The sequence below is a fragment of the Exiguobacterium sp. s124 genome, assembly GCF_018617485.1.
Classification (GTDB): domain Bacteria; phylum Bacillota; class Bacilli; order Exiguobacteriales; family Exiguobacteriaceae; genus Exiguobacterium; species Exiguobacterium aestuarii.
Genome location: NZ_JACSKH010000007.1, coordinates 17735 through 38529, shown reverse-complemented (window position 1 = coordinate 38529; position 20795 = coordinate 17735). Strand labels below are relative to the sequence as shown.

General features: G+C 42.5%; 21 protein-coding genes. 8 read left to right on the top strand and 13 right to left on the bottom strand.

Going from position 1 to position 20795, the window contains the following annotated elements; genetic code table 11:
- Window positions 1-131 precede the first annotated feature (131 nt).
- The 10 genes from KNO85_RS14660 to KNO85_RS14615 all read right to left on the bottom strand — a co-directional run bounded on the left by KNO85_RS14660 (window position 132) and on the right by KNO85_RS14615 (window position 8470).
- A complete protein-coding gene (locus tag KNO85_RS14660) occupies window positions 132-752 on the bottom strand; it encodes a hypothetical protein (RefSeq protein ID WP_214791259.1) in 621 nt (206 codons plus the stop codon).
- Between the two features lies 1 nt (window position 753).
- Entirely contained in the window at window positions 754-1053 is a 300-nt protein-coding gene (locus KNO85_RS14655) for a DUF5592 family protein (RefSeq protein ID WP_214791257.1), read from the bottom strand.
- Between the two features lie 6 nt (window positions 1054-1059).
- Window positions 1060-3015: a pLS20_p028 family conjugation system transmembrane protein gene (locus KNO85_RS14650; protein ID WP_214791255.1), complete on the bottom strand. Its 1956-nt coding sequence runs from the start codon at window positions 3013-3015 to the stop codon at window positions 1060-1062.
- A 20-nt stretch (window positions 3016-3035) separates the two neighbouring features.
- The gene (locus tag KNO85_RS14645) at window positions 3036-3443 is read right to left on the bottom strand and encodes a hypothetical protein (protein WP_214791253.1); all 408 of its coding nucleotides are present in this window, start codon (window positions 3441-3443) and stop codon (window positions 3036-3038) included.
- Window positions 3444-3459: 16 nt separating this feature from the next.
- Window positions 3460-3702, bottom strand: a complete 243-nt coding sequence (locus tag KNO85_RS14640) for a hypothetical protein (RefSeq protein WP_024127790.1) — start codon at window positions 3700-3702, stop codon at window positions 3460-3462.
- A gap of 16 nt (window positions 3703-3718) precedes the next feature.
- Window positions 3719-6082 (bottom strand): VirD4-like conjugal transfer protein, CD1115 family, encoded by a 2364-nt coding sequence (locus KNO85_RS14635; RefSeq protein ID WP_214791251.1) that lies wholly within the window; start codon window positions 6080-6082, stop codon window positions 3719-3721.
- A gap of 14 nt (window positions 6083-6096) precedes the next feature.
- A complete protein-coding gene (locus KNO85_RS14630) occupies window positions 6097-7197 on the bottom strand; it encodes a hypothetical protein (RefSeq protein ID WP_214791249.1) in 1101 nt (366 codons plus the stop codon).
- Window positions 7198-7263: 66 nt separating this feature from the next.
- Window positions 7264-7488: a hypothetical protein gene (locus KNO85_RS14625; protein WP_012390467.1), complete on the bottom strand. Its 225-nt coding sequence runs from the start codon at window positions 7486-7488 to the stop codon at window positions 7264-7266.
- 12 nt (window positions 7489-7500) lie between these two features.
- Complete coding sequence (locus KNO85_RS14620; RefSeq protein ID WP_214791247.1) at window positions 7501-7692, bottom strand: hypothetical protein; 192 nt, start codon at window positions 7690-7692, stop codon at window positions 7501-7503.
- Between the two features lie 289 nt (window positions 7693-7981).
- Window positions 7982-8470: a helix-turn-helix domain-containing protein gene (locus tag KNO85_RS14615; RefSeq protein WP_214791246.1), complete on the bottom strand. Its 489-nt coding sequence runs from the start codon at window positions 8468-8470 to the stop codon at window positions 7982-7984.
- Window positions 8471-8835: 365 nt separating this feature from the next.
- Between KNO85_RS14615 and KNO85_RS15010 the strand changes: the two genes are divergently transcribed.
- Complete coding sequence (locus tag KNO85_RS15010; RefSeq protein ID WP_353047826.1) at window positions 8836-9027, top strand: helix-turn-helix domain-containing protein; 192 nt, start codon at window positions 8836-8838, stop codon at window positions 9025-9027.
- Between the two features lie 50 nt (window positions 9028-9077).
- Window positions 9078-11258, top strand: coding sequence for a hypothetical protein (locus KNO85_RS14605; protein ID WP_214791242.1), 2181 nt, complete (start codon window positions 9078-9080; stop codon window positions 11256-11258).
- A 251-nt stretch (window positions 11259-11509) separates the two neighbouring features.
- Here KNO85_RS14605 and KNO85_RS14600 read toward each other — a convergent pair whose 3' ends face one another.
- Window positions 11510-11824, bottom strand: a complete 315-nt coding sequence (locus KNO85_RS14600) for a type II toxin-antitoxin system RelE/ParE family toxin (protein WP_214686104.1) — start codon at window positions 11822-11824, stop codon at window positions 11510-11512.
- Between the two features lie 6 nt (window positions 11825-11830).
- A complete protein-coding gene (locus tag KNO85_RS14595; RefSeq protein WP_029596503.1) occupies window positions 11831-12169 on the bottom strand; it encodes an AbrB/MazE/SpoVT family DNA-binding domain-containing protein in 339 nt (112 codons plus the stop codon).
- Window positions 12170-12442: 273 nt separating this feature from the next.
- On the opposite strand from KNO85_RS14595, the gene KNO85_RS14590 reads away from it, so the two are divergent.
- The 4 genes from KNO85_RS14590 (at window position 12443) to KNO85_RS14575 (ending at window position 18322) form a co-directional block, all read left to right on the top strand.
- On the top strand, window positions 12443-13291 hold the full coding sequence (locus KNO85_RS14590) for a ParA family protein (RefSeq protein ID WP_214791240.1): 849 nt from the start codon (window positions 12443-12445) through the stop codon (window positions 13289-13291).
- Window positions 13292-13296: 5 nt separating this feature from the next.
- The gene (locus KNO85_RS14585; RefSeq protein ID WP_214791238.1) at window positions 13297-13662 is read left to right on the top strand and encodes a DUF5388 domain-containing protein; all 366 of its coding nucleotides are present in this window, start codon (window positions 13297-13299) and stop codon (window positions 13660-13662) included.
- An 869-nt stretch (window positions 13663-14531) separates the two neighbouring features.
- Window positions 14532-15884, top strand: a complete 1353-nt coding sequence (locus KNO85_RS14580) for a primase C-terminal domain-containing protein (RefSeq protein WP_214791236.1) — start codon at window positions 14532-14534, stop codon at window positions 15882-15884.
- 2 nt (window positions 15885-15886) lie between these two features.
- Window positions 15887-18322 carry an Eco57I restriction-modification methylase domain-containing protein gene (locus KNO85_RS14575; protein ID WP_214791234.1) on the top strand — a complete coding sequence of 812 codons (2436 nt, stop codon included), beginning with the start codon at window positions 15887-15889 and terminating at the stop codon, window positions 18320-18322.
- A 25-nt stretch (window positions 18323-18347) separates the two neighbouring features.
- Here the strand turns inward: KNO85_RS14575 and KNO85_RS14570 are convergent, their stop codons facing one another.
- Entirely contained in the window at window positions 18348-18905 is a 558-nt protein-coding gene (locus KNO85_RS14570; RefSeq protein WP_214791232.1) for a recombinase family protein, read from the bottom strand.
- A 347-nt stretch (window positions 18906-19252) separates the two neighbouring features.
- Here KNO85_RS14570 and KNO85_RS14565 point away from each other — a divergent pair, with 347 nt between their 5' ends.
- Both KNO85_RS14565 and KNO85_RS14560 read left to right on the top strand, forming a co-directional pair.
- Complete coding sequence (locus KNO85_RS14565) at window positions 19253-20134, top strand: SMODS domain-containing nucleotidyltransferase (protein ID WP_214791230.1); 882 nt, start codon at window positions 19253-19255, stop codon at window positions 20132-20134.
- Window positions 20112-20690: a DUF4231 domain-containing protein gene (locus KNO85_RS14560; RefSeq protein WP_214791228.1), complete on the top strand. Its 579-nt coding sequence runs from the start codon at window positions 20112-20114 to the stop codon at window positions 20688-20690. The genes KNO85_RS14565 and KNO85_RS14560 overlap by 23 nt, the downstream gene beginning before the upstream one ends.
- Window positions 20691-20795 lie beyond the last annotated feature (105 nt).

The window sequence follows — 20795 nt, the reverse complement described above, 5'->3', positions numbered from 1 at the left end:
AATACCGCCCTGCGGTTGGATTTTGGCGATGACGTCGGGATTGTAGCCTTTCTCGATCTTGACGGTCTCCGGGTCCTGTTGTTTGGCCATTCGCTCACGCAGACGTTGCCACATGTGCGTCACTCCTTTCTTCAGGCGTCGAGTTGCGGTTTCGTGTTCGGGTTGTTCAGTTGATAGAGCACATGAACTTTCTGGTCGAGCCTCAACTCGCGCATCGGGTTCGAGCGACGGAGCAGTTTATAGAGGTGCGTCTTCCGTTCGCGTAGTGTCCGCTCGTCGTCGGCATAAAAAAAGAGGAGATAATCGCGATTGGTGCGATGCTCCTCGAGGTATTCAAGCTCCTGCTTTTTCTTCAATAGAAAGGGCAGGTAGGCAGGTGTCTGATTTTGTCGAATCTGTCGTTCGATGCTGATCTTCTGCCGCTCGAGACTGAGCGGTGTGTTCAGTGGCACGACCTTGAGCGGGTGCGTGTACGCTTGCAGAAGATAGGCAAGTGAGAACACGTCATGGTCTTTTTCCTCCTCATTCAAGGAGTAGATGTCCTTTGAGGTGAGCTGGACCATGTCGAGATAGGTCCCGTCGCGCATTTCGAACGCCTCGGTCCCGGTGATGTCGACGACCGGCATCAGTTCGGCGATCGTCGGTTTGACGACGACCTTGTCTTTGACCTTCCGTTTCTCGACCACGTCCTGTTCGTCGAGCCAGGTGCCTGTGCGTCTCGGTCCCTGTAGCGTATCTTCAATGAAAGCCATCTCAGTCACGTCCTTTCGTCTGCGCATCGAGCGCGATATAGGTGTCTTTCCGTTTGAAGAGCGCGTAGTAAATCGCGTGGACCATCCGCTTTTGTGGATTGGTCGCTGGGCGCAGTACCATGAACAGCCCGAAGACGACGAGAAAGACCGTGAACGGGATGTGCAGCACCGACGGGATGAATGGGAGCGTCACGAGTCGAAGTACGATGAGCCCGACGAGGAACAGGAAGTCGTGCAGATAGAGCATTTTATTGATTTTCAGTTCGGTCGTGACCTCGTTCGGGATTCGGTATTTACGCATGGGTCATCACTCCTTTTTCTTCATGTTGTCAGATCGCGGTGGCGAGGTCGGATAAATCCGTCGTGACTCTTCCTGGTGCTGGCTATGACGATGCGTCTGTTTCTCACGCACCTGTTCGATGACCTCGGTCTCGACGTCGAGCACGGTGTCCTGATGGATGGTCCGCCGGGCGCGTCCTTGGCGTTTCTCTGATGACGTGTCACTCGAATCAGGCGCAGATGAGGATGAGCCGTTTGAATATGTTGCCTCATGAGCTGTCGGTGACGTCGCGTCGTTTCGGGCTACCGATTCATTGTGACGGTGATCTGGTCCGGATGCGGCATCGATGGACCCGGTGACCGGTTCGATAGTCGACGGAGTAGGGATTGGAGATTGACCAGAACTTAAATGGTCGTGAATCGACTCGGGTCTTTGCGTCTCAGAAGACGTAGTTTGATGGTCGGGTCCACGTTCGGTATTCGATTCCGAGTGCGTCGCATGGATCGATTCGGGAGACGTGCGGCCTGACGCTTCGTTCACGTGTTGAGACCCGTGCACTTCAAGCTCGGATTCTTGACCGTTGTTTGGTTGCGCAACGTCCTTCGGACTTGTCGGTTCGTCTTGGTCAGGTTGGGTACGACTTGCGGTTTGATTCGTCTGAGCAACACCATCTGGATCGGTTTGTCTTTCGGCGTCCATCTGCTTTGAAGCTTGGGTCGCCACATTAAGCGGTGAATCACTTTGTGGCATGGCATTCGAATCCATCCGCGTAGTCGCGGCCTCATGGAGCGAGGGCATCTTTGGTGCGCCCTGTGCGGCACGCGCGACCTTCGAGACCGCATGGGAACCTGCCGAGGTTACACCTTTCCCAGCGGCATAGGCGCTGAGGGCGACACCCCAGCCCCGCTTGAGTCCGGCATCAATCCCGAACAGCCGCTCGACCATGTTGGGCCCGTCAATCAATGCTACCGAGAAGGCGATGAGGGCAATCAGGTAGGCGAATCCGTCCAACGTCTCCGCGAGATAGGCGGTCCCAATCGTGTACAGTTTGATCGAGACGAATATTAGGATGATCACGAGGAACGTGTTCAAAATGCTCTGGATGACCTTCTTCGTCTTTTGACCACTGTGCAGGTCGGCGGGTGCGATGAGAATTGCCAAGACATAGTTAAAGGCGAGCTCGAACGAGAGACGCGCCAGTTTATAAGCGATCGAGAACAGCGTGAAGCCCATGATCCCGAGCGTCACGAAGATGGTCAACCAGTTCGGCTGATAGCGGTAGTAATACTGGTTGTTCCACTCGACGCCGCCTTGGTCGAGTTTCGAGGTTCCCATCGTTTCACCATTCCAGGTTAGTTTAGACTGAGAGATTTGTTCGCCAGTACTTCCCAAGCGAAATTCATTACTATCGAATACCTCGTTGATATCGATATTTCGTAAATGACTTTGAGGCAGAGAGTTCAAAGCCTCACCTTCCAACCCGGAAAAATCGTTTCGGTCATATTCAATCAAATCATGAATGTTTTCTCGTAAAATCTGATTTGATATCGATTCACTTGAAGAGTTTTCGCCAGAGTTTTGAGTTGTGAAATCAATCGCGGTATCACTGAATTCACTTACTTGCGTCATCGTTGGAGATAATAGTCCGAGAATGAGCAACGTGATAAACAGATTGATTAAAAATCCTTCTCGATCAAATTTCTTTTGAAAGATGATGAGGTAACCCGTGAATAGGAAGCTAGCAGCTAAAAGAACGTACAAAAAAGGTTGAATCGTAGAAACGAATTCAACCACTTGAGAGTTATTAAAAAATGTTTTAGTTAGTAGTATGCTGTCAGTCACTTTTTCAAGTCCATCAATCAATACTGCTAAGCCACGTATTAAAATCCAACCCATTGAGCGGAGAGCATCCAGTACCAGTGTACTGAGACTAAGGATATCAGTGAACTCTTGTAGCTTATTTACAACTTCGTTATCACCCATAGAATCCCTCCATTCAGAGGCTATTTAATGAAAGTAGTGACTTGCTCCTTTAATTCATCTTCTGTAAGGGCAGATACATTTAATTCACGACTGATTTCACCGTCAGTCATCTCGTACAATCTGCCACCTTTAAGTTCAGGATGTTCTTGGGTAGAACGTTCTTCAAGATCTTCCCCATTAGGCTGAAACGGATTGAATAAGAGAACGTCTTTCTTTTTTTTCGTGGCGACTTCTCGCACAGTATCAACGTAAGCCCCTTCATTACCTTGACTATCGCTGTCTACAAGAACGTATGCACTTTCTTGCTCAGTTTTAATATCTGCAATTTCTTCAACAGAAGTCGTAGAAAGATAATTCGAACTTTCGGCACCACACGATGCTAAAAGTAACGAACTTCCGAGTAGGACACCAATCAAGATTTTCCTCATAACGTTTACCCCTCCGTCAGACGATTTTCCCCTTCAGTAGATCCGCGATCTTCAGGTTGACGCGGAAGTCGAACTTATCTATTAGTGTAACAGTTTTTGGGGTGTCTGAGGTGTCGTCCTGATAGACGGTCAGAAAGCCATCGGTCGTTTGGATATTGAGCACGTCGCCCCGTTCGAGGCGGACGCGCTGCGTCTCGATGATCCTCGCGACGACACGCAATTCGTTCTGGATTCGCTTCTCTCTCGCACTCTCGGCCATGGGTTCGGCCTCCTCTCTACGGTGTGCCTTGCTTCAGTTTCTTGAGTCGTTTCGCGATCATCGTGCTCAAAAAGCTCTTCTGGCTGTCGGTGACGTCGTAAACTCCTAGGTTCAGGTTCGTTTCGAACTCGGGGAGGGACATCCCGCCGATGTCATGTCCTTCGAACATCGAGCGGAGGATGCTGTCCTGAAGCACGTCACATACCGTCAAGGACTTTTCTTCCTGATTTGATGGCGTATTCGCTTCCGTCGCGTCTTCTTTCTGCGTAAAGCGGATTCGAATCTGTTCGAAATCGAGACCGGCGTGACGGCAGGGGATGTCGATGTCATGCAAGGAGCGATCTGTGTCAAAATCGTCCGCCAAGTACTCGTAGCGGTACTTCATCGCCGTCCTGCCGTTCAGGAAGATCGGATACGACTGGATACGTCGTTTCTTCGTGTCCTGACGCTTGATGACACGGATGATGAGCATCTCGCCCTCTTTGAGTCCCATGACCTCGGTCGCCGTCATGAGCCGACGGCCGTCCACGTTCTCCGTCTTCGATTTCTTGAGCGAGAACGTCTGTCCGGAACGCGATTTGGTGACGATGGTCGCCTCACCGAGTTTCTTCGAGATTAGTTCGGCGGTCGATTCGTCCGCGGTCAACAGATAGTGAGTGTTCCCACAGTTGCCGTCAATCGTCTTCCAATCCTCTCCGTATAGGTTCTCGAGTTGGGAGTAGGCCTGGATGACGAGATTGAAGCGCATGTTCCGACCGAGACAGACTGTTATGATGTTGGCCATGCCTTCGATCGGCGGCATGTTGCCGAACTCATCGAGTAAGAAGACGACTTGGCGCTCACATTTACCTTGTTTCGTCTGCGAGGCGACCCGGGCGAGCGCCGTGTACACCTGTTTGATGTAGAGCGACGCGATGACGTTGAAGGTCGGGTCATAGTCCGGGACGATCAGGAACACCGCCACGGGTCGCATCTGGTGCATCACTTCGCGAATCTGGATCGTCCCGTCGATGAAGTAGTGGAACCGTCCACTTTCCTCGTCATGCGCTCCCAGCTGGATCGTTGCAGTGCTTGAGTCGGTCGAAATCTGGACGATGTCCCCGATTTGAAGGGGCGACATATGATACACGATGAAGCTGCCATCGTCGTCCGTCGTGAGCGCATGGGTCGTCCCGTCGGGGAACGTGAACGTGAGCCGTGTCAAAGGTTCAGTCCGTCCACTGATCCAGCGGTTGAATCCGATGCGTCGCATGTCGAGCGAGTTCATCGACGTCAACTTCCCGGTCCCGTTCAACGTGAAGATCCCTAGCTTCGCATTCGTATTAGCCAGGATACTCGCCCGTGTCTGGCCACCCGAGAAGTGGAGCGTCGCGAACTGGAGCCGGGCCGGATGGTTCTCCGGGAACCGCTGAAAGAACTCGTCGAGTGCCGAAATCTCCTGCCCTTGTCGTGTGACCACCGTCCGTGACCCTAAGTCTGAGAGCATGAGCGCGACGTTGTACATGTTGATCTTCTCCGGCGTGTCCTTCGCCTCCTCACAGAGGCCGAGGATGAGCGCCGTACATAGGTCAATCGACGAGTTGGCCCAGAACGGGTCCCGTGCCTTCGGGTCATGGTACAACATGAACGCGACCGAGCGCGCATACTGTTGGGCGAGCGAGTAGTTCTCTTCTAAAAATGCGTCAATCGTCAGTTGCAGCAGGTTGTACGACATCGATTGGAGCGGATTCATCAGGTTCAACACCTCGACCTGATAGCCGCGTTGCTCGAGCGTCTCCTTCGAGGCGGCGAAGAGCTCACCTTTCGGGTCGTTGATGATCAGGCTCGCTTGATCACTGGATCGACTGTACAGGTCGATCGTAGAAAAGACGAACGTCTCACCCTTCCCGGATCGGGTTGTGCCGATGACGAGGTTGTTGACGGGCGAATCATCGATGAACAGCTCGTTCTTGACCCGTCCGACGGGGACACCGCCTAATCCGTCATAGCGCTTCTTCCGGTCCGGAACGCGACGGTACTGTTGCTTCAATTCATCGAATGAGGTGAAGCGGGCGCTCCCTTTCTGATTCTGCCGCAAATCCCGGAAGTTCAGCCATACCTTGCCGAACACGACCAATCCGCTGAACAGACTGAACGCGATCAGTCCGAGTAAGACGGTCGAAGAGGGAAGACTCACCTTCAAGAACAAGGCGGGTGAGAGCGTTGGAATCGTCGCCCCGGCCAACAGCCCGTCTTGTACTATCGGGGTCATGATCTGTCGTATGATGTTGTAGACCCCATTCAGTAGATAAAAAATCCCGACCGGAAACACCAACAGGCAGAACAGGGCAGGGAAAATCAGACGTATCGGGAATCGTGGTGATAGAGATTCAGTTCTCAATTATTTCACCTACCTTAATCTGAATAAAGAATTGTTTCTCGGTCAATTTCTTCAGCAGCGATAAAGGCTTGAATCTTCTCACGGGCCGAAGTGTCCTTGCTAGAGGTCTTCTTCAATTTTTCGTTCAGTTCGTCGATAGTGGCCGTAATGTCTTGGTATTTATCGATCTTTACTTGTACGGCAGGGTCGTTTGTTTTGGACGCCCACTCATTCGCGGACTCGATGTCCCCGAGGTAGAGATAGGCGGTCACTTTCGAGGAGACGCGGGGAGCGGTCCACTCCACGTCATCCGTCTTGGCCACGGTCTCATGATCCCGTTCAAGTGTGGCGATATCGAACGCGCCCTCATCGGTCGGATGTGACGCTTGGAAGTCCTGGAGCCGTTCCAATTTTTCCTTATCGGATAACTCGAGCCCGGCCAGTTTCGTTTCAATCAGGATGGGATCATCCGTGAGCTCGAGCGCTTTCTGATCTTTTCCTTCCGCTAGATAGAGGTCGATCAATAGGGCATCCTCTTCCTCGGACCGGTCTTTTCGTTCCAGTAAATTGATTAGTGAGGATTCCTCACCTTGGAGCGCCTGCTCGTAAGCATTCAGCCACGTCTGTTCGCCATCGGTTCCCTGTTCGGCGTGTGCCTCTTTATCGATAAGCCATTGCGCGGCAGTAAAGAGTGAGGTGAATAGAATCCCGGCCGTGGCCGCCCCGTAGATGAGGCGGCGCTGTAGTCGGGTCAGGTGTGACTGATACGTCGACGACACGACCGGGTTCGAATTGGCGGACAGGCGCTTATAATTGACTGGTGTCTCGGACTCGATCTCGTCGAGCAGCCACATTTTCTTCGCGTTGTCCTCCTTCTTCGTCCGGATCCGTTGTACCCGGTCTTGCACTTGATGATATAGGTTCGGATACGTTCCCTCAGTTCCGAACGTGAAAGTTCCTCGATAGAGCAGTTCATCCTTCTGGTCGAAGAGCCGGAAATCACCGGAGCAGCTCGTCCCTTCCTCGCTGCGTGCCTGGTGCAGCTCATGGGTCGCGATGACTGCCTCGGCGAAGGTGAGCCGTTCATAGTTCTGGATCCGTGTGTCCGGAACGTCGGTGAATCGTACAAACAGCATCTCGTTCCTCCTCTCGTTTCAAGCAACAAAAAAAGCCCTCCGATTGGAACGCTACGTGGGTGTGCATTAGAATTTGATGTTCTGGTCGACCATCTCGGCGAGCGTGAACGCGCCCATGACGATGATCAGTCCGACGGCTCCCCCGACGAGCCAACCGACGGCCTTCGAGCGACCGCGATCTCCGCCGAAGATGAAGTAGAAGCCCCCAATCGCGAAAGCGATGGCAGCGGCGATGACGGCGAGCCCCTGGAAGAACTGAAGCAAGCTGAGCCCTGTCTCATTGAGTCCCATGTCGTTCCCTCCTTAGTCCCGGTGCGCCGGCGACTTGAAGCTGAGCTTCGCCTCGAGCGCCTCCAAAATGAGTTCCTGGTTGTCCTGGATGACTTGTTGATGCTGTTCGTCGAGCCACTCCTCGTAGTCCTTCCCACGGATGCGTAAGAGTTTCTCGGCGAAGCTGCGGTTCTGTTTCTGTTCTTTTGATGCCACAGTACACACTTCCTTCCCTTGATCTCGTGATGTGCAGCAGCACATCATTAAGGACAGTCGGATTCGGTGCGGTGGGTTTCTAGCCGTTCCCCCACGAACTCCGCTCCTCGCTGAGATGAGGAGCTGTACAGGGTTTCTCGATGACCCGGAACGATTCGGTGACCTTATGGCGAGTTTTAGGCGACTCTCGCCGAACCATCTGTGCGTAGATCCCGCCCACCCGGTCACTGGTGAGGGACACGCCGGTATGTGATTGGAGTAGACCATCCTTAAGGATGTGCTGCTGCGTCGATGTCGGCTACTGGCGGACTCTCTTCTGCTTTTTGACGTGGATGAGTTCGTCATCCGGGTTTTTGCGCTTGGCGAGCACGTGGGCGTCGCAGACGACCGTACGGATTCGATAGTAGAGCTGCGTCAGTTGGACCGCCTCGCCGCTCGCCTTCTCGATCCCGATGAAGCCGTGCAGTTCATACGTCTTCCCATCGAACGTGCGGACCGAGTCGGCCTGCGGTAGCTCCTTCAGGTCGAACCGACGTCGCTCGAGCTTGGTGACGGAACGTTTTGCCCCGTATCCAAAGTCGATGGCCTCCCAAGGCACCGTTGCGAGCGTGTGCCCGAACGCTCGGGCCAGGTGATCGATGTCCGCTATCGACGGCACCGAACGGTTCTGTTCATACTGGCTGATGGCGGGCTGTGAAATCTCTCCAAATGTTTTCTCGGATAGTTCGACCTGTGACCAGCCCGAGAGCCGGCGGTTCTCCTTCAACCACTCCCCGAATCGATACATAAGTCTTCCCCTTTCTGTAAATCAGAGCGGCGACCAAACAGATGTTTCCTTTTGTTGGTTCCAATATAACAGGGTTAGGAATAAAAATCATCAGTTTTCTGATATGTCAGAAATTTTACAATTGACGATTCTTGTCGAATCCGCTCTATATGAGGGTTTATAGGCAACAGAAACTCAATATTATTGGTTTTGTAGCACAACTGTAAAAAATAACGCTTTGATTATAGAAAATAATGACAATTATTTTGATTTCAAGAGATTATGGTAGGGTAGAGGAATAGAAGGATACATAAAGAATAAGAATGATGAGAGTACTATGATCGTGGGGTGAGCAAGTGGAATTGAACGAAGCAATCATTGAGCGAATGAAGGAGCTCGCAGCGGAACATAATATGACCATCCATCAAGTCATTCAAAAGGGAGGTTTGAACCAGGCCACAATTTCGGAGCTAATGAGTGGACGTACAAAACATCCGAAGGTAAGTACGATTCAAAAATTTTGCAATGGGTTGAACATTTCCCTTAATGACTTTTTTAATAGTTCACGCTTTCTATAATAATCATTCACTTTGGATTGAATCTATATTCTGTATAAGGAGCGTGTATCTTGGAACAGTTCAATGTAGCAGATTTTGAATGCAAAGTAGAGAAGAGCATAACAAGGATAAAAGAAATGCTGTCGGAATCAGACCCACTTTTAACAATGATTCAACTGTATAATTATAAATTTTTTAGAGGCTTGATGAACATAGAAGAAACTATTCAAGGGAATACAACACCTTTTGAGAACAAACTTCTTGATATTACCCAGAGTATTTTGGTTAGTAATCAACTAATAATTGATCACGATATAGAGGACGATTTTTTAGTCGAAGAATATCTAGAAGAAATTGAGAGCTTTTATTCTGCTGCGAGTATTCTTATAAGTTTCTCTCCAAAAGAAGAGATTATTAGATATTCACAAGGAATGCAATTTAATGTAACTGGTACTCTATATCCTTTGTTTGAACAAGATCACTTTACTGATATGTTGTCTCCTTACGATCAGTTACTACAAAATACATTTGGATTAACTAGTTCAAACTTGGTGAATGGGATTCTTGCCATTAGCAAGCACTTGCGAAGCACTTTATATATAAAATTTTTAGGGGACACGGATGGTATTTCTGATGAGGGGTCTTTTATAGATTTACATGTAATAGCTGATTACTTTGATGTAGAAAAAATCACCAAATGGCCGAAAACATTTATTAAAGAGTTATCGTTATCAAGAGGCGAATATAAAGATTTTTACGAAGATAATTTAAGTATAGTAACCAAAGAAAGTCCGATTAAATACAAACCATTCCTCGAATTAGATGGTCGTTTCTATTGTTTCTCGATAGATAATTTTATAGATAACATATATAGATCGACTTTAAGAGTGATTAGAGCAAATAATCCTGGTTCATCAAACCAGATTAATCTGATTCAGAACAATCTATCAGAAGAAATATCGCTAAAATTATTAAAAAAAATGTTGCCAAAATCAAAACTCTATAAAAATGTCTTTTATAAAGCTCCTGTTGGTGGAAACGGTAAAGATGAATGGTGTGAATGCGATGGCATTTTTATATTTGATAATGTAATGATTATTGTAGAAGTAAAAGGAGGGGCACTATCTCCAGTCTCTCCATTTTCAGATGAAGTTGCTTATTTAAAATCATTAGATGACTTAGCTAAAAATCCTTATAATCAATCCTTGAGGTTTTATAACACATATAAAAAACAAGATTTTATTGAACTTTTCTCAAAAGAAAGTAAAAGAAAGTATCAAAAAGTCGCAATCGTAAGTGATATTAAATTTGTTCAAGCTTGTAGCGTGACATTAGATGATTTTAATGAGATTGCATCTCGTATTGAAAAAACAGACATCATTCAGAAAAGTGATCTTCCCATTTGGTGTATTTCTATTAATGATTTAAGAGTATATCCTGAGTTGTTTGATTCCCCAAGTATCTTTTTAAACTACTTATACCAACGCAGTAAAGCTTCTAAAAATCCGTATATTAAGCTAAATGACGAACTAGATCATATTGGGTTGTACTTTGAATATAATGACTACTCTAAAAGAATTAATGAAGTAGTTGAAGAGCATCAAGATATTTCAGAAGTGTTCATAGATAACCATAGAGAAGAAATAGATGTATACATGACTATGAAATTTAATTCAATTTTAGAGAATGCTGACCCAGATAATTCATCATGTTCTTTAAGTGATTGTAAATTTCATAAGAAACCAAATCAAAAAATGCCAAAGACATTTCAACAACTAATCGATTTGTTGGATACGAAAATGAACGAAGAATTGATACGTGTAGCAAGATATCTACTCATGTTAGACTGGGATACTCGAGAAAACATTGAAACTTTCTTAACCTCTAGAAGTCGAAAATTATTAGAATCTAAGCGGCGTGGAGTGATTCTTACACCTTACATGCCTATGAATTATAAAAAAGAAAATAAAATCGAAGAATTACCTGTCATTTCAATCTTTCTTCTTCATTCATCAAATAGAGTTTTTAAGAATGAAACTGAAAGGAAAAGATTTTTAATGGAAAGGGTATTCGACGAGGATGAACAGACGATTTGTCTTGTAGTTGGAATTAATGACAAAGCAATTTTAAATAAAGCTGTGGTCTACAATATAGGGCCGGAGCAATTTAAGGCTCTACCTTTTGAAACATACGAAAGATTGAAAACTATTCGAATGAAAATAAGTGAAGCGAGAAATACTAGAGAGTTTTAAATAGCTCTCCACAAATAGTTTTGGAGAGCTATTTAAAACAACTAACTATAAGATACATATAGATTGTTCCTGATGGCCGAGCATAATAAAGAGTATAGGCAGTGCAAAGTTCACCCTTGTAACTCTAAATATTAGTGTCTTTTGTCAATATGTAATGAATCAGAAATTTAAATTTATGTGTTATCAATTTTTCAAATGAAAGGCGCTTAAGTCAACGTAAAAGTTAGACTTAAGCGCCTTTCATTAATTATTTATTTAGACTTTAAATATCTTTTCAATTCATGATAAAAGTTTTCTCGGGTTCCAGCTAAGATAACGACAATCATTTCCCCGTCATCTCCCATTTCAATGCTGTATGCAATCTCATAGACGGTTCCCTTATGCCTAAAATCATATCCTCGGATACCGGCCAAATCACCAGTTTTAAATTCACCAATTTCAGGGTTGCTTACAATCTTTTGAAGATTTACTTTATACAGCTCACTAAGTTGTTTATCTTTCTTTTTTAACTTCATAAAATATTTTTTGGCTGCTGGATGAAATACAATTGGTACATTATCATTCAATTCAAATCAGTCCTCGTCGTCATCTCCGAATAAATCATCTATTGATGTTGGTTTAGTGCTTGTTGCTTCCTTGATCATCTGTGAAATAGCCGGACGAATCATATTTTTACGTCGTTGAAACTCTTTCAAAATGTCGTTCCCTGTGAAGCCTTCTTGAATAACATCTGCTAATATTTCTTCCGAAAAATCATCCGTATGTGTTCTTACTGGTTTGATATGAATAACTCCATCATTCAGTTCCATAATGATCTCTTTTTCAATACCGATCGCATCAAAGAATTCTTTGGGAATGGCGATTTGTCTTTTGCTGGAGACGGCAACCTTTTTCGTTTTCGTTGCTAACATGGTTTATCTCTCCTTTTTTCACTTTACCATTTTAATTTGTGTAATTTATTTTCGCTCGGCTTTTTCATTTGTTTGTTTTTTTGTTCGCTGATTGTTTTGTTTTTTAATTTACATACGGTAAGAATTCTTACTTTTTACTTACACTAACTATATATCACTATCTGAATTAATTCAATCTTTAACTTGAAATAATATCAATCCATTTGTATACATGTATACAAATGGAGAAAAGTTTGATACGTTGAAGTTACAAATAAAAAAGGAGGCACTAAAATGACCAATCAGCTTGATCTCTCACAGCAAGAAGCGATTGTTGTGACGTTCGGAAACTTTAAAGGCGGCACGGGAAAGACGACGAATAGCACGATGCTCGCTTACGCATTGGCCAAGAAAGGCTATCGTGTATTGCTCTGTGACCAAGATCCGCAGGCGAATGCGACTACCTTGTTCTTGAAGACGAAGGCTGCGCGAGAAGATGACTACATAACCTTCGAGAAAACATTGATGGCGGCAATGCAAGAAGGCGATTTAAGTAGCATCGTCACAGAAGTTACGGACAATCTGTTCCTACTACCCTCATTCAGTGATTTCGCGCAGTACCCGAAGTTTCTTGAGAAAAAGTTTGAGAAAGAAGTGGACCGTGTGACGTACCTTTCTACTCTTCTCGAACCTTTAAAGAGTGAGTTCGATTTCATTTTTGTGGACGTCCCTCCCACTATCTCCATCTATACGGACTCAGCCCTCTATGCCTCTGATTTCGTAGTCGTCGTACTTCAGACACAGGAACGAAGCTTACAGGGTGCCGAGGTATTCACACAGTACCTGCAGACATTGCTGGATGACTATGATGCTGATTTTGATATTCTTGGAATCCTACCGGTTCTTCTCAAAAATGGTGCAGCCGTAGATATGGCAACGCTTGAAAATGCCAAGAATGTATTCGGATCGCATAACCTTTTTGAAGGTGTGATCAAGAACATGGAGCGTTTGAAGCGATATGACATCACTGGGATTGTCGAGGAAGATATGCACGACAAACGTGTCATGGAGACATACGCGAAAGTCGCAGAAGAGTTCTTACACCGTCTCGAAGCAGAAATGAATTACGTGGAACAGGGGTGAATAATATGTCAGATTTGATTCAAAAACCAACGAAAAAGCGGTTGCTGGACCGTAAGGGTGCAGCGGCGCCGCAACAAACATATAAAGCTGAAGTATCTGAAGACAAAACAGTGGAATCAAAATCTACTGCTCAGAAAGAAACCTTAAATAAACGATCAGCTAAGAACCCAGTCAATATGGGTTCAAGCACTGTTCGTGTATCGAACCTCACAAAAAACAAATTGTCAGCGTTAGTGACGATGGGCAAAGCGGATTCGGCAGATGCGATTATTTCTACGATGATTGACGAGTATCTGGAGCTATTCTCTTCCAATGAGAGAAAAGAATATGAGCTGATTCGAGACGTTTTGATGATGAAGCACAGTAAATAAAAAAGGCAGTCCATGATGGATTGAACCTTATATATCAATGAACGAGCGTTCTCTACTGAGGCACGCTCGTTTTTTTGTGACTACAATTCGTCTAGAAATCATTGAAATAGATTATTTTTCTGGATGTCCAGCCACATTGATCTCGCATAGATGAAATTTTTAAAACGGTATACATGTATGCATGTATACAAATCTACATGTATACGAATATACATGTATACGAATCTACATGTATACATGTATACATGTATACGAATCTACATGTATACATGTATACATCGAAAATAGAATCATCTGAAATATGGCTTTAAATCAACGTTTTTAACAAAGCATATAGCTTGTTTATTGTATACATGTATACGAATATACATGTATACAAATCTACATGTATACAAATCTACATGTATACAAATCTACATGTATACGCGTATACAAATCTACATGTATACATTGATTTTTATGATCACAAACTCAAAAAAAAGCTATTGTTAAGCGATTTCTTTTATGAAAACATAGGATTATGAAGTTCTTTCCAGTAGGGAAAAACGGCATAAAAAAATCTGATAACCTGGCCGTTATCAGATCCAAATCATCTGACTAAGTAGTCAGACTGTGTATTTAACAACGCTTCATCCTAAACCAGCCATCATGAATAGATTTGTAGAAACCTAGATTCCCAAAAACATAATACGATGAACTGATCCTTTTTCATGCGTTGTTCAAAAGAAAAACGTGACGAAAAAAGGCGTCTTTCTTATGCAATCATTTTAGCATTGTTCTTTCTTCTCGACAATGTTCATCGTATTTCAGAGAAATGTATACGCAACAATCTACGATGAACCATAGAAAAGAAGAGAGGAGGATGTAACATGGAGGTATTGAGAAATCTGTATCGAGACCAATTAACGGAAGCTCCGAAACGGGCCTCTCAGGTCGAGAGAACCGGATACAGTAAAGAACTAGGGTGGATCTTTGTCTGCCATGAGTTCACACAACCACGTGCCATCCGTACATACCGCTCACTCTTTGGGGCAAAAGAAAAGTATACATATTTCACACCGAACACTTTTTACCGCAACGACCAACGTCATGCGGGCTCTTTGCGTTGGTTAAACGCCATGGTTATTGATATCGATGTCAAGACGTCACAGAATGCAGGAATGATTTTCCCGGACGTCATGGACCGGGTGACAAGTGCTGGCCTTCCGACACCATCACTCGTTGTCCAGACGCCTTCAGGCGGATTCCATGTGTATTGGTACTTGAAAGAACCAAGACGCGCCTTTCCAAAAGTCGTGGATCACTATAAGCGCGTCCAACGAATGATAGCTGAGGAGATGAACGCGGATCTTCAAGCGATAGGCGCTGAACGTTGGTTCCGATTACCGACAGAAGAGAACACAGTTTTTCGTTCGGGAGAACGTGTCTCTTTTGACGACCTTTGCGACTGGTTGACCGAGCAACAAGGGAATCAGTCGAAGAAAGGTAAAGTAGCTTTAGGCTCGACGGATTTATTATCTCACCCAGCAATCCTAAAGCTATTAGAAGGAGTGGAAGAGGGCCAACGTGATAATACATGTTACACCCTTGCTCTTGCATACAAGGCTGCGGGATATGAAGAAGATCAAGCTTTATCGTCACTTTATTACTGGAATGAAAAGAATAGCCCCTCACTTCGTCAAATTGAGATTAAAAGGAAAGTGAAAAGTGCCTTCAAGCCAGGTTCTCCGCTCGGCCCTTCATCATATTGGATTGAGATGTTGTCTGGAATCGAGTTCAAGTATCAAGTCTGGGAGACTGCAAAATTGCGTGAAGAACGGAAATATAGTCATTTAACCGAATGGATAGAAGACATTTTAATACTTTTGCGTCAGAATAAAGGGTGCATACGTGGTTCTCAACGCGAACTTGCAAAAATGGTTACGTCATCAGTCGATTCAACTAAACGGTTATCATATACATCATTTAAACGATTAATTGAAGAATTAGTTGATCAGGGAATTGTATGTAAATCAGTTAGTGGAAAAGGAAGAGGAGCAGTCACGACCATTCAGTTGGTTAGTAAGGATAATTTAGTCATGTTGGGCAATTTACGCTTTAAAAAAAATGGGCCCAACTCCAATACATTTATAGATAAGGTGGTGGGTGGGTCTTTTACTGTACCTACAGTATGTGAAATATCCCCACTTATTTATTTTGATATTTTTAGAAGGGGTTCTTAGCTATGGATTTAGTTTCGTCTGGAGGTAGTTCAAAATCTTTAGGCCAATATTTTACTAAACCTGAAGTGGTCGAGTTAATGCTTGATTTGTTTGGTTACTTTCCTGAAAAAAAATTATTTACACAGTCTATTCTGGAGCCAGCTGCAGGTGATGGTGTATTTTTGTTTTCAATTGTAGATCGTTTATTTGATAGTTTTGTTAAAAATGGGTGTTTTACTACTAGTGGGAAGTTGAAGAAATCTGTTTTTATATCAGCAAAAACTGCTATTGTCGCAGTTGAATTAGATTCAGGTACTTATTTAAGACTAACGCGTGAAGTTCAAAATTATTTGGTGGAAAAAGGCATGGATATTCATCAATCAATTGAGTTAAGTGAATCTTGGCTGGTTAACTCTGATTTTTTGTTGTGGAATCGAGACTACGAGTTGTCTTTTGATTACGTTGTGGGGAACCCACCCTACATTAGAAATGAAAACATGGATGATTCCATTAAAAAGCTTTATAGAGAGTTGTATATTACTTACTATGATAGAGCAGATATCTATGTACCGTTTATTGAGCATTCTTTGCTTATGTTGAAACCAAAAGGAATATGTTCTTTTATCTGTACTGATCGCTTTATTAAAAATAATTACGGACGTAAGTTAAGGAAGTTTATTACAGATTCTTATAAGGTTAAGTACTTTTTAGATATTCATAATTCAAGTCCTTTTGAAGAGAATGTTTCAGCATACCCTTGTATTTTTGGATTTTCAAACGAGGTTTCAAATGCTTCTACCTATTTTGTTAAGTCTAATTATTTAGGGGAAGATGAAATAAGTGAAGTTAAAAACTTTATTTTGTTTGATAAACCAACGCAGTCAATTGAAACTAGAATGATTGATGAATGGTTTGAAAATGAAGACCCGTGGGTTATTGATTTTGAAGTCAAAGAAATTTTAGATGGTATAAAAATGAGATTCCCAACGATTAATAATGTTGAGACCATTGATTGTAAAATAGGTATTGCTACTGGGGCCACAGATATATTCGTTATTGATGAAGGAATAGTGAATGACTATCAGTTAGAAAAAGAGCTTTTAGTTCCCGTGATTACAAAAAAACATTTAACTCCTGAAGGTATTGAATGGAATGGGACTTATACTATTCAAACTTTTCAAAGTAATGGCGATCCTATTGATTTAGACAGTTATCCTAAGCTACAGAATTATCTTTCACAATTTAAACAAAGATTATCTGAGCGAGCTTTTGTAAAAAATAATCCTCATAAATGGTTTTGGACTAAAGAACGAGTTAGACTCAATGAAGTTAACAAAACAAAGATATTATGGAAAGATATAGGTAATTCAACTAGATTTTTTGAAGAAAAAGGCTATTATTATCCTGAGCATAGTTTATACTACTTATTAGTAGACGGTTTTAATCCTTCATTAATCAAACATATTTTAAATAGTTTTGTTGCATTGGCTTTTGTGAAGGCTTATTCAACTTCAATGCGTGGGGATTATTTCCGTTTTCAGAAGCAAAACATTTTACAGATCTGCGTTCCTTTAGAAGTAGAGGATTTCATTATTGGACAGCTTGATAAAGCTATTGAGCTAAATCAACCTCAGGTTTTCAACTCGATTATCGCAAAAATATTTTGCCTGACTGATAAAGAAAAAAACCTACTTTTAAACTACGTAGGACAAAAAACTAATGAGGTGAAAACGTTGGAGATCAGAATCCCTAGTGCAGAAGATCTTAAATCAAGAGTAAGTGAATGTTTCCAACACTATGCAGATGTTCGAGAAGCAGGAACTCAGCATGGAGCAACAATGGAAGCGTTTGAACATGTATTAATAGATCTGCTAGTTGAAAATGGTATTAATCGTTCTGATATTTTTACTGGAGCGCAGGCTATTGTACCGGGATACTTTAGAGCCGCGAAGCGTTGGGACGTACTAGTAAGAAAAGAAACAGAGAACGGGAATGTTTTAGTTGGGTTGATTGAACTGAAATCTTTAAGAGGAAGTGTTGGTAATAACTCAAATAACCGTGCAGAAGAAGCTGTTGGAAGCGGTTATGACTTCCAAAAGACCAACACCAAACTAGGATTAAGTGCTGTCAATGTAGATTTTTTTGAACCTCCATTTGTAGGGTATTTATTTTTGATGGGATATCATGAAAGTAACGATGGAGGAAGTCAAATTTCCAGTCCTTTGTTTAGCCTAGATGAAGCTTTTATTGCAACTGAGGATAATCCAATAAATTACAAAAAGCGCTTTGAAATTCTTAGTTATCGTCTTCTAGAAAGTGGCCTTTATTCTTCAACTTCGTTGTTATTAGAAGATCCTGGTACCGACGAAGGTTATAGAGAGCCTGCACAACAACTAAGTTTTTATAACTTTGTTGCAAGAATGTTAGGAGAAATTGTTCCTAAGTATCATACTATATGATCAAAAGACTAATAAGAAATCATTGTTATGATTTCTTATTAGTCTTTTTTAAATATTTATAAAAAGTAGATCTTGAAATATCTAAAGTCTTTGTAATATCATCTACAGTCATCTTAGCCTCATACATCATCATTGCTCTGGTCATGACTTGTTCATCGATTGGTTTTCTTCCGCCCATTCTTCCACGTGATCGTGCAGCTTGAAGTCCAGCGTTCGTACGTTCGCGAATCAATTCACGCTCCATCTCTGCCAATCCAGCCATCATAGTGAAAAATAGTCGGCCTGCAGCAGTGGAAGTATCGACACCTAATGTGATGATTTGAAGATTGACTCCGCGATTTTTCAATTCATCAATCAATTCTAAAAGCTTCTTCGTTGTTCTTCCTAAACGATCTAGTTTCCAAACAACTAGAGTATCTCCTTCCCGTAAATAATCTAAGCACTTCTCAAATTCGGGTCTTTTTTTAACACTGGATGCCTTCTCTTGAAAAATTTTATTGCAACCAGTTTTTTTGAGTTCATCTAGTTGTGAGTCTAAATTCTGATCGATGGTCGATACTCGTGCATAACCAATTTTCGTCATAATGCACCTCCATTTGTTTTTTTACTCATTAAATACAAAAGAAAACAAACATTGATAAAAAGATGAGTTAAAAGACAATTGGAGTGAAATGAAAAGGGCTCTAAATTGCCCTTTTCATTTCACGTGAAGCTATAAACAATTTTGTCTTTTTAACGTTCGTTTAAAAAACGTGCTAAAAACAATTAATTATTCAATTTAACACGCGTTGTGAATGTGAAAAGAGTACTTGTAACTTTATTGAATGATACAATCATTGTGCTGTTCTAATAATGATATTATAGGTTAATACACTCAAAGATGTTTTAAAATATAAAATACTGATATTTTACGTAGGGAGCAGATAGCTTATGTCTATTAGTCAAGATTTTGAAGGTTTCTGTGAAAATCTTAAAATGAAAGATACTACAGTGAATAACATTAGTTATAGATATAAAAAAATCGTGAAACGCCTTAATCAATCTTACTGGGGAAGCGATTCAGAAACAGCAAATGGCCTTTATGTGGGATCTTATGGCAGAGGAACAGAAATTTGGACAAGTGATATTGATATGATTGTTCAATTGCCTTATAAAACATATAAGAGATTTAATGATTATAGTACTAATGGACAATCAGCTCTTATTCAACATGTCAAAGAAGAGTTATGTAAAACATATTCAACTTCCCATGTTAAAGGAGATGGTCAAGTTATCGGAATCAACTTCACAGATAAAATAAATTTTGAAATTGTACCCGTTTTTTTAAATAAGGACGGATCTTATACTTATCCAGACTCGAACAATGGCGGCTCATGGAGAATAACAAATCCTAAAGCTGAACTCTTTGCTATAAACGAAATGAATCGTCAAAAGAATAAAAATCTTAAACGACTTTGTAGAATGGCAAGAGCATGGAAAGAGAAATGTAATGTCTCGATAAGCGGGATTTTATTAGATACACTAGCTTATAATTTTTTAAAAAATACAGCTGAGTACGATGATAGATCTTATTTATATTATGATTATATGAGTAGAGACTTTTTCGAATTTCTAAAAGATCTTGATCCTGATCAGACGTCATGGCTGGCTCCTGGTAGCCGACGTAGTGTAATCAAGAAGGATAGTTTCCAGTATAAAGCAAAACAAGCTTACAATAAATCGCTTGAAGCAATAACGTACGATCAAGATAAAAAACCTAACTTATGCAGATTGAAATGGAGAGAAATTTATGGATCGAAATTCCCCTTCTAGCACCGGTTATGCATTGGAATCACAAATTAGAGAGGCGTATGGACGAATTCTATACACCCAAACTTGTCATAATAAAATCGTAAATCGACTTCTTACAAAAAATGAGTACATTAAAGTAGCTCAAATTGTCTTATCCGCTTTAACGACTAGCAGTTTTGGAGCGATTTTTATCACAGGTAAGCCTATTGCGACGCTCATTGGCGCTTTATTGTCTTTGGCACTCTTGGTTCTAAATTCTTACACTAAGAATTTTGATCTCGTAGAAACTGCTCAAAGTCACCGTAGCGCTGCAGAGGCACTTTGGAAAATAAGAGAAGAGTACATTTCTCTACTAACGGATTTTGATGACCTCGATAGTGAGGAAATACGTAATAGAAGAGATGACTTACAAGAAAGGACAGGAAAGGTGTACGAACAATCGCCAAGTACTGATGCTAAAAGTTTTAAACAAGCTCAAAAAGCACTAAAAACGAATGAAGAACAAACTTTTTCTGACAATGAATTAGATTTATTAATTCCAAGTGCTCTTAGAAGATCTAACAGAACAAGTGAGTAACCAAACTATATTCTTTTACTTGTATTTTTTATTAATAGTGTGAAAGAGGCAGGACCCCTTTTGGGTTTATATTCCTGCCTCTTTTTACATACTTTAAAAAGAAGG

Coding starts and splice junctions, on each gene's coding strand:
- KNO85_RS14660 (WP_214791259.1), bottom strand. CDS start 752: ATGGCTTTCATTGAAGATACGCTACAGGGACCGAGACGCACAGGCACC.
- KNO85_RS14655 (WP_214791257.1), bottom strand. CDS start 1,053: ATGCGTAAATACCGAATCCCGAACGAGGTCACGACCGAACTGAAAATC.
- KNO85_RS14650 (WP_214791255.1), bottom strand. CDS start 3,015: ATGGGTGATAACGAAGTTGTAAATAAGCTACAAGAGTTCACTGATATC.
- KNO85_RS14645 (WP_214791253.1), bottom strand. CDS start 3,443: ATGAGGAAAATCTTGATTGGTGTCCTACTCGGAAGTTCGTTACTTTTA.
- KNO85_RS14640 (WP_024127790.1), bottom strand. CDS start 3,702: ATGGCCGAGAGTGCGAGAGAGAAGCGAATCCAGAACGAATTGCGTGTC.
- KNO85_RS14630 (WP_214791249.1), bottom strand. CDS start 7,197: ATGCTGTTTGTACGATTCACCGACGTTCCGGACACACGGATCCAGAAC.
- KNO85_RS14625 (WP_012390467.1), bottom strand. CDS start 7,488: ATGGGACTCAATGAGACAGGGCTCAGCTTGCTTCAGTTCTTCCAGGGG.
- KNO85_RS14615 (WP_214791246.1), bottom strand. CDS start 8,470: ATGTATCGATTCGGGGAGTGGTTGAAGGAGAACCGCCGGCTCTCGGGC.
- KNO85_RS15010 (WP_353047826.1), top strand. CDS start 8,836: ATGAAGGAGCTCGCAGCGGAACATAATATGACCATCCATCAAGTCATT.
- KNO85_RS14595 (WP_029596503.1), bottom strand. CDS start 12,169: ATGTTAGCAACGAAAACGAAAAAGGTTGCCGTCTCCAGCAAAAGACAA.
- KNO85_RS14590 (WP_214791240.1), top strand. CDS start 12,443: ATGACCAATCAGCTTGATCTCTCACAGCAAGAAGCGATTGTTGTGACG.
- KNO85_RS14585 (WP_214791238.1), top strand. CDS start 13,297: ATGTCAGATTTGATTCAAAAACCAACGAAAAAGCGGTTGCTGGACCGT.
- KNO85_RS14580 (WP_214791236.1), top strand. CDS start 14,532: ATGGAGGTATTGAGAAATCTGTATCGAGACCAATTAACGGAAGCTCCG.
- KNO85_RS14575 (WP_214791234.1), top strand. CDS start 15,887: ATGGATTTAGTTTCGTCTGGAGGTAGTTCAAAATCTTTAGGCCAATAT.
- KNO85_RS14570 (WP_214791232.1), bottom strand. CDS start 18,905: ATGACGAAAATTGGTTATGCACGAGTATCGACCATCGATCAGAATTTA.
- KNO85_RS14565 (WP_214791230.1), top strand. CDS start 19,253: ATGTCTATTAGTCAAGATTTTGAAGGTTTCTGTGAAAATCTTAAAATG.
- KNO85_RS14560 (WP_214791228.1), top strand. CDS start 20,112: ATGGATCGAAATTCCCCTTCTAGCACCGGTTATGCATTGGAATCACAA.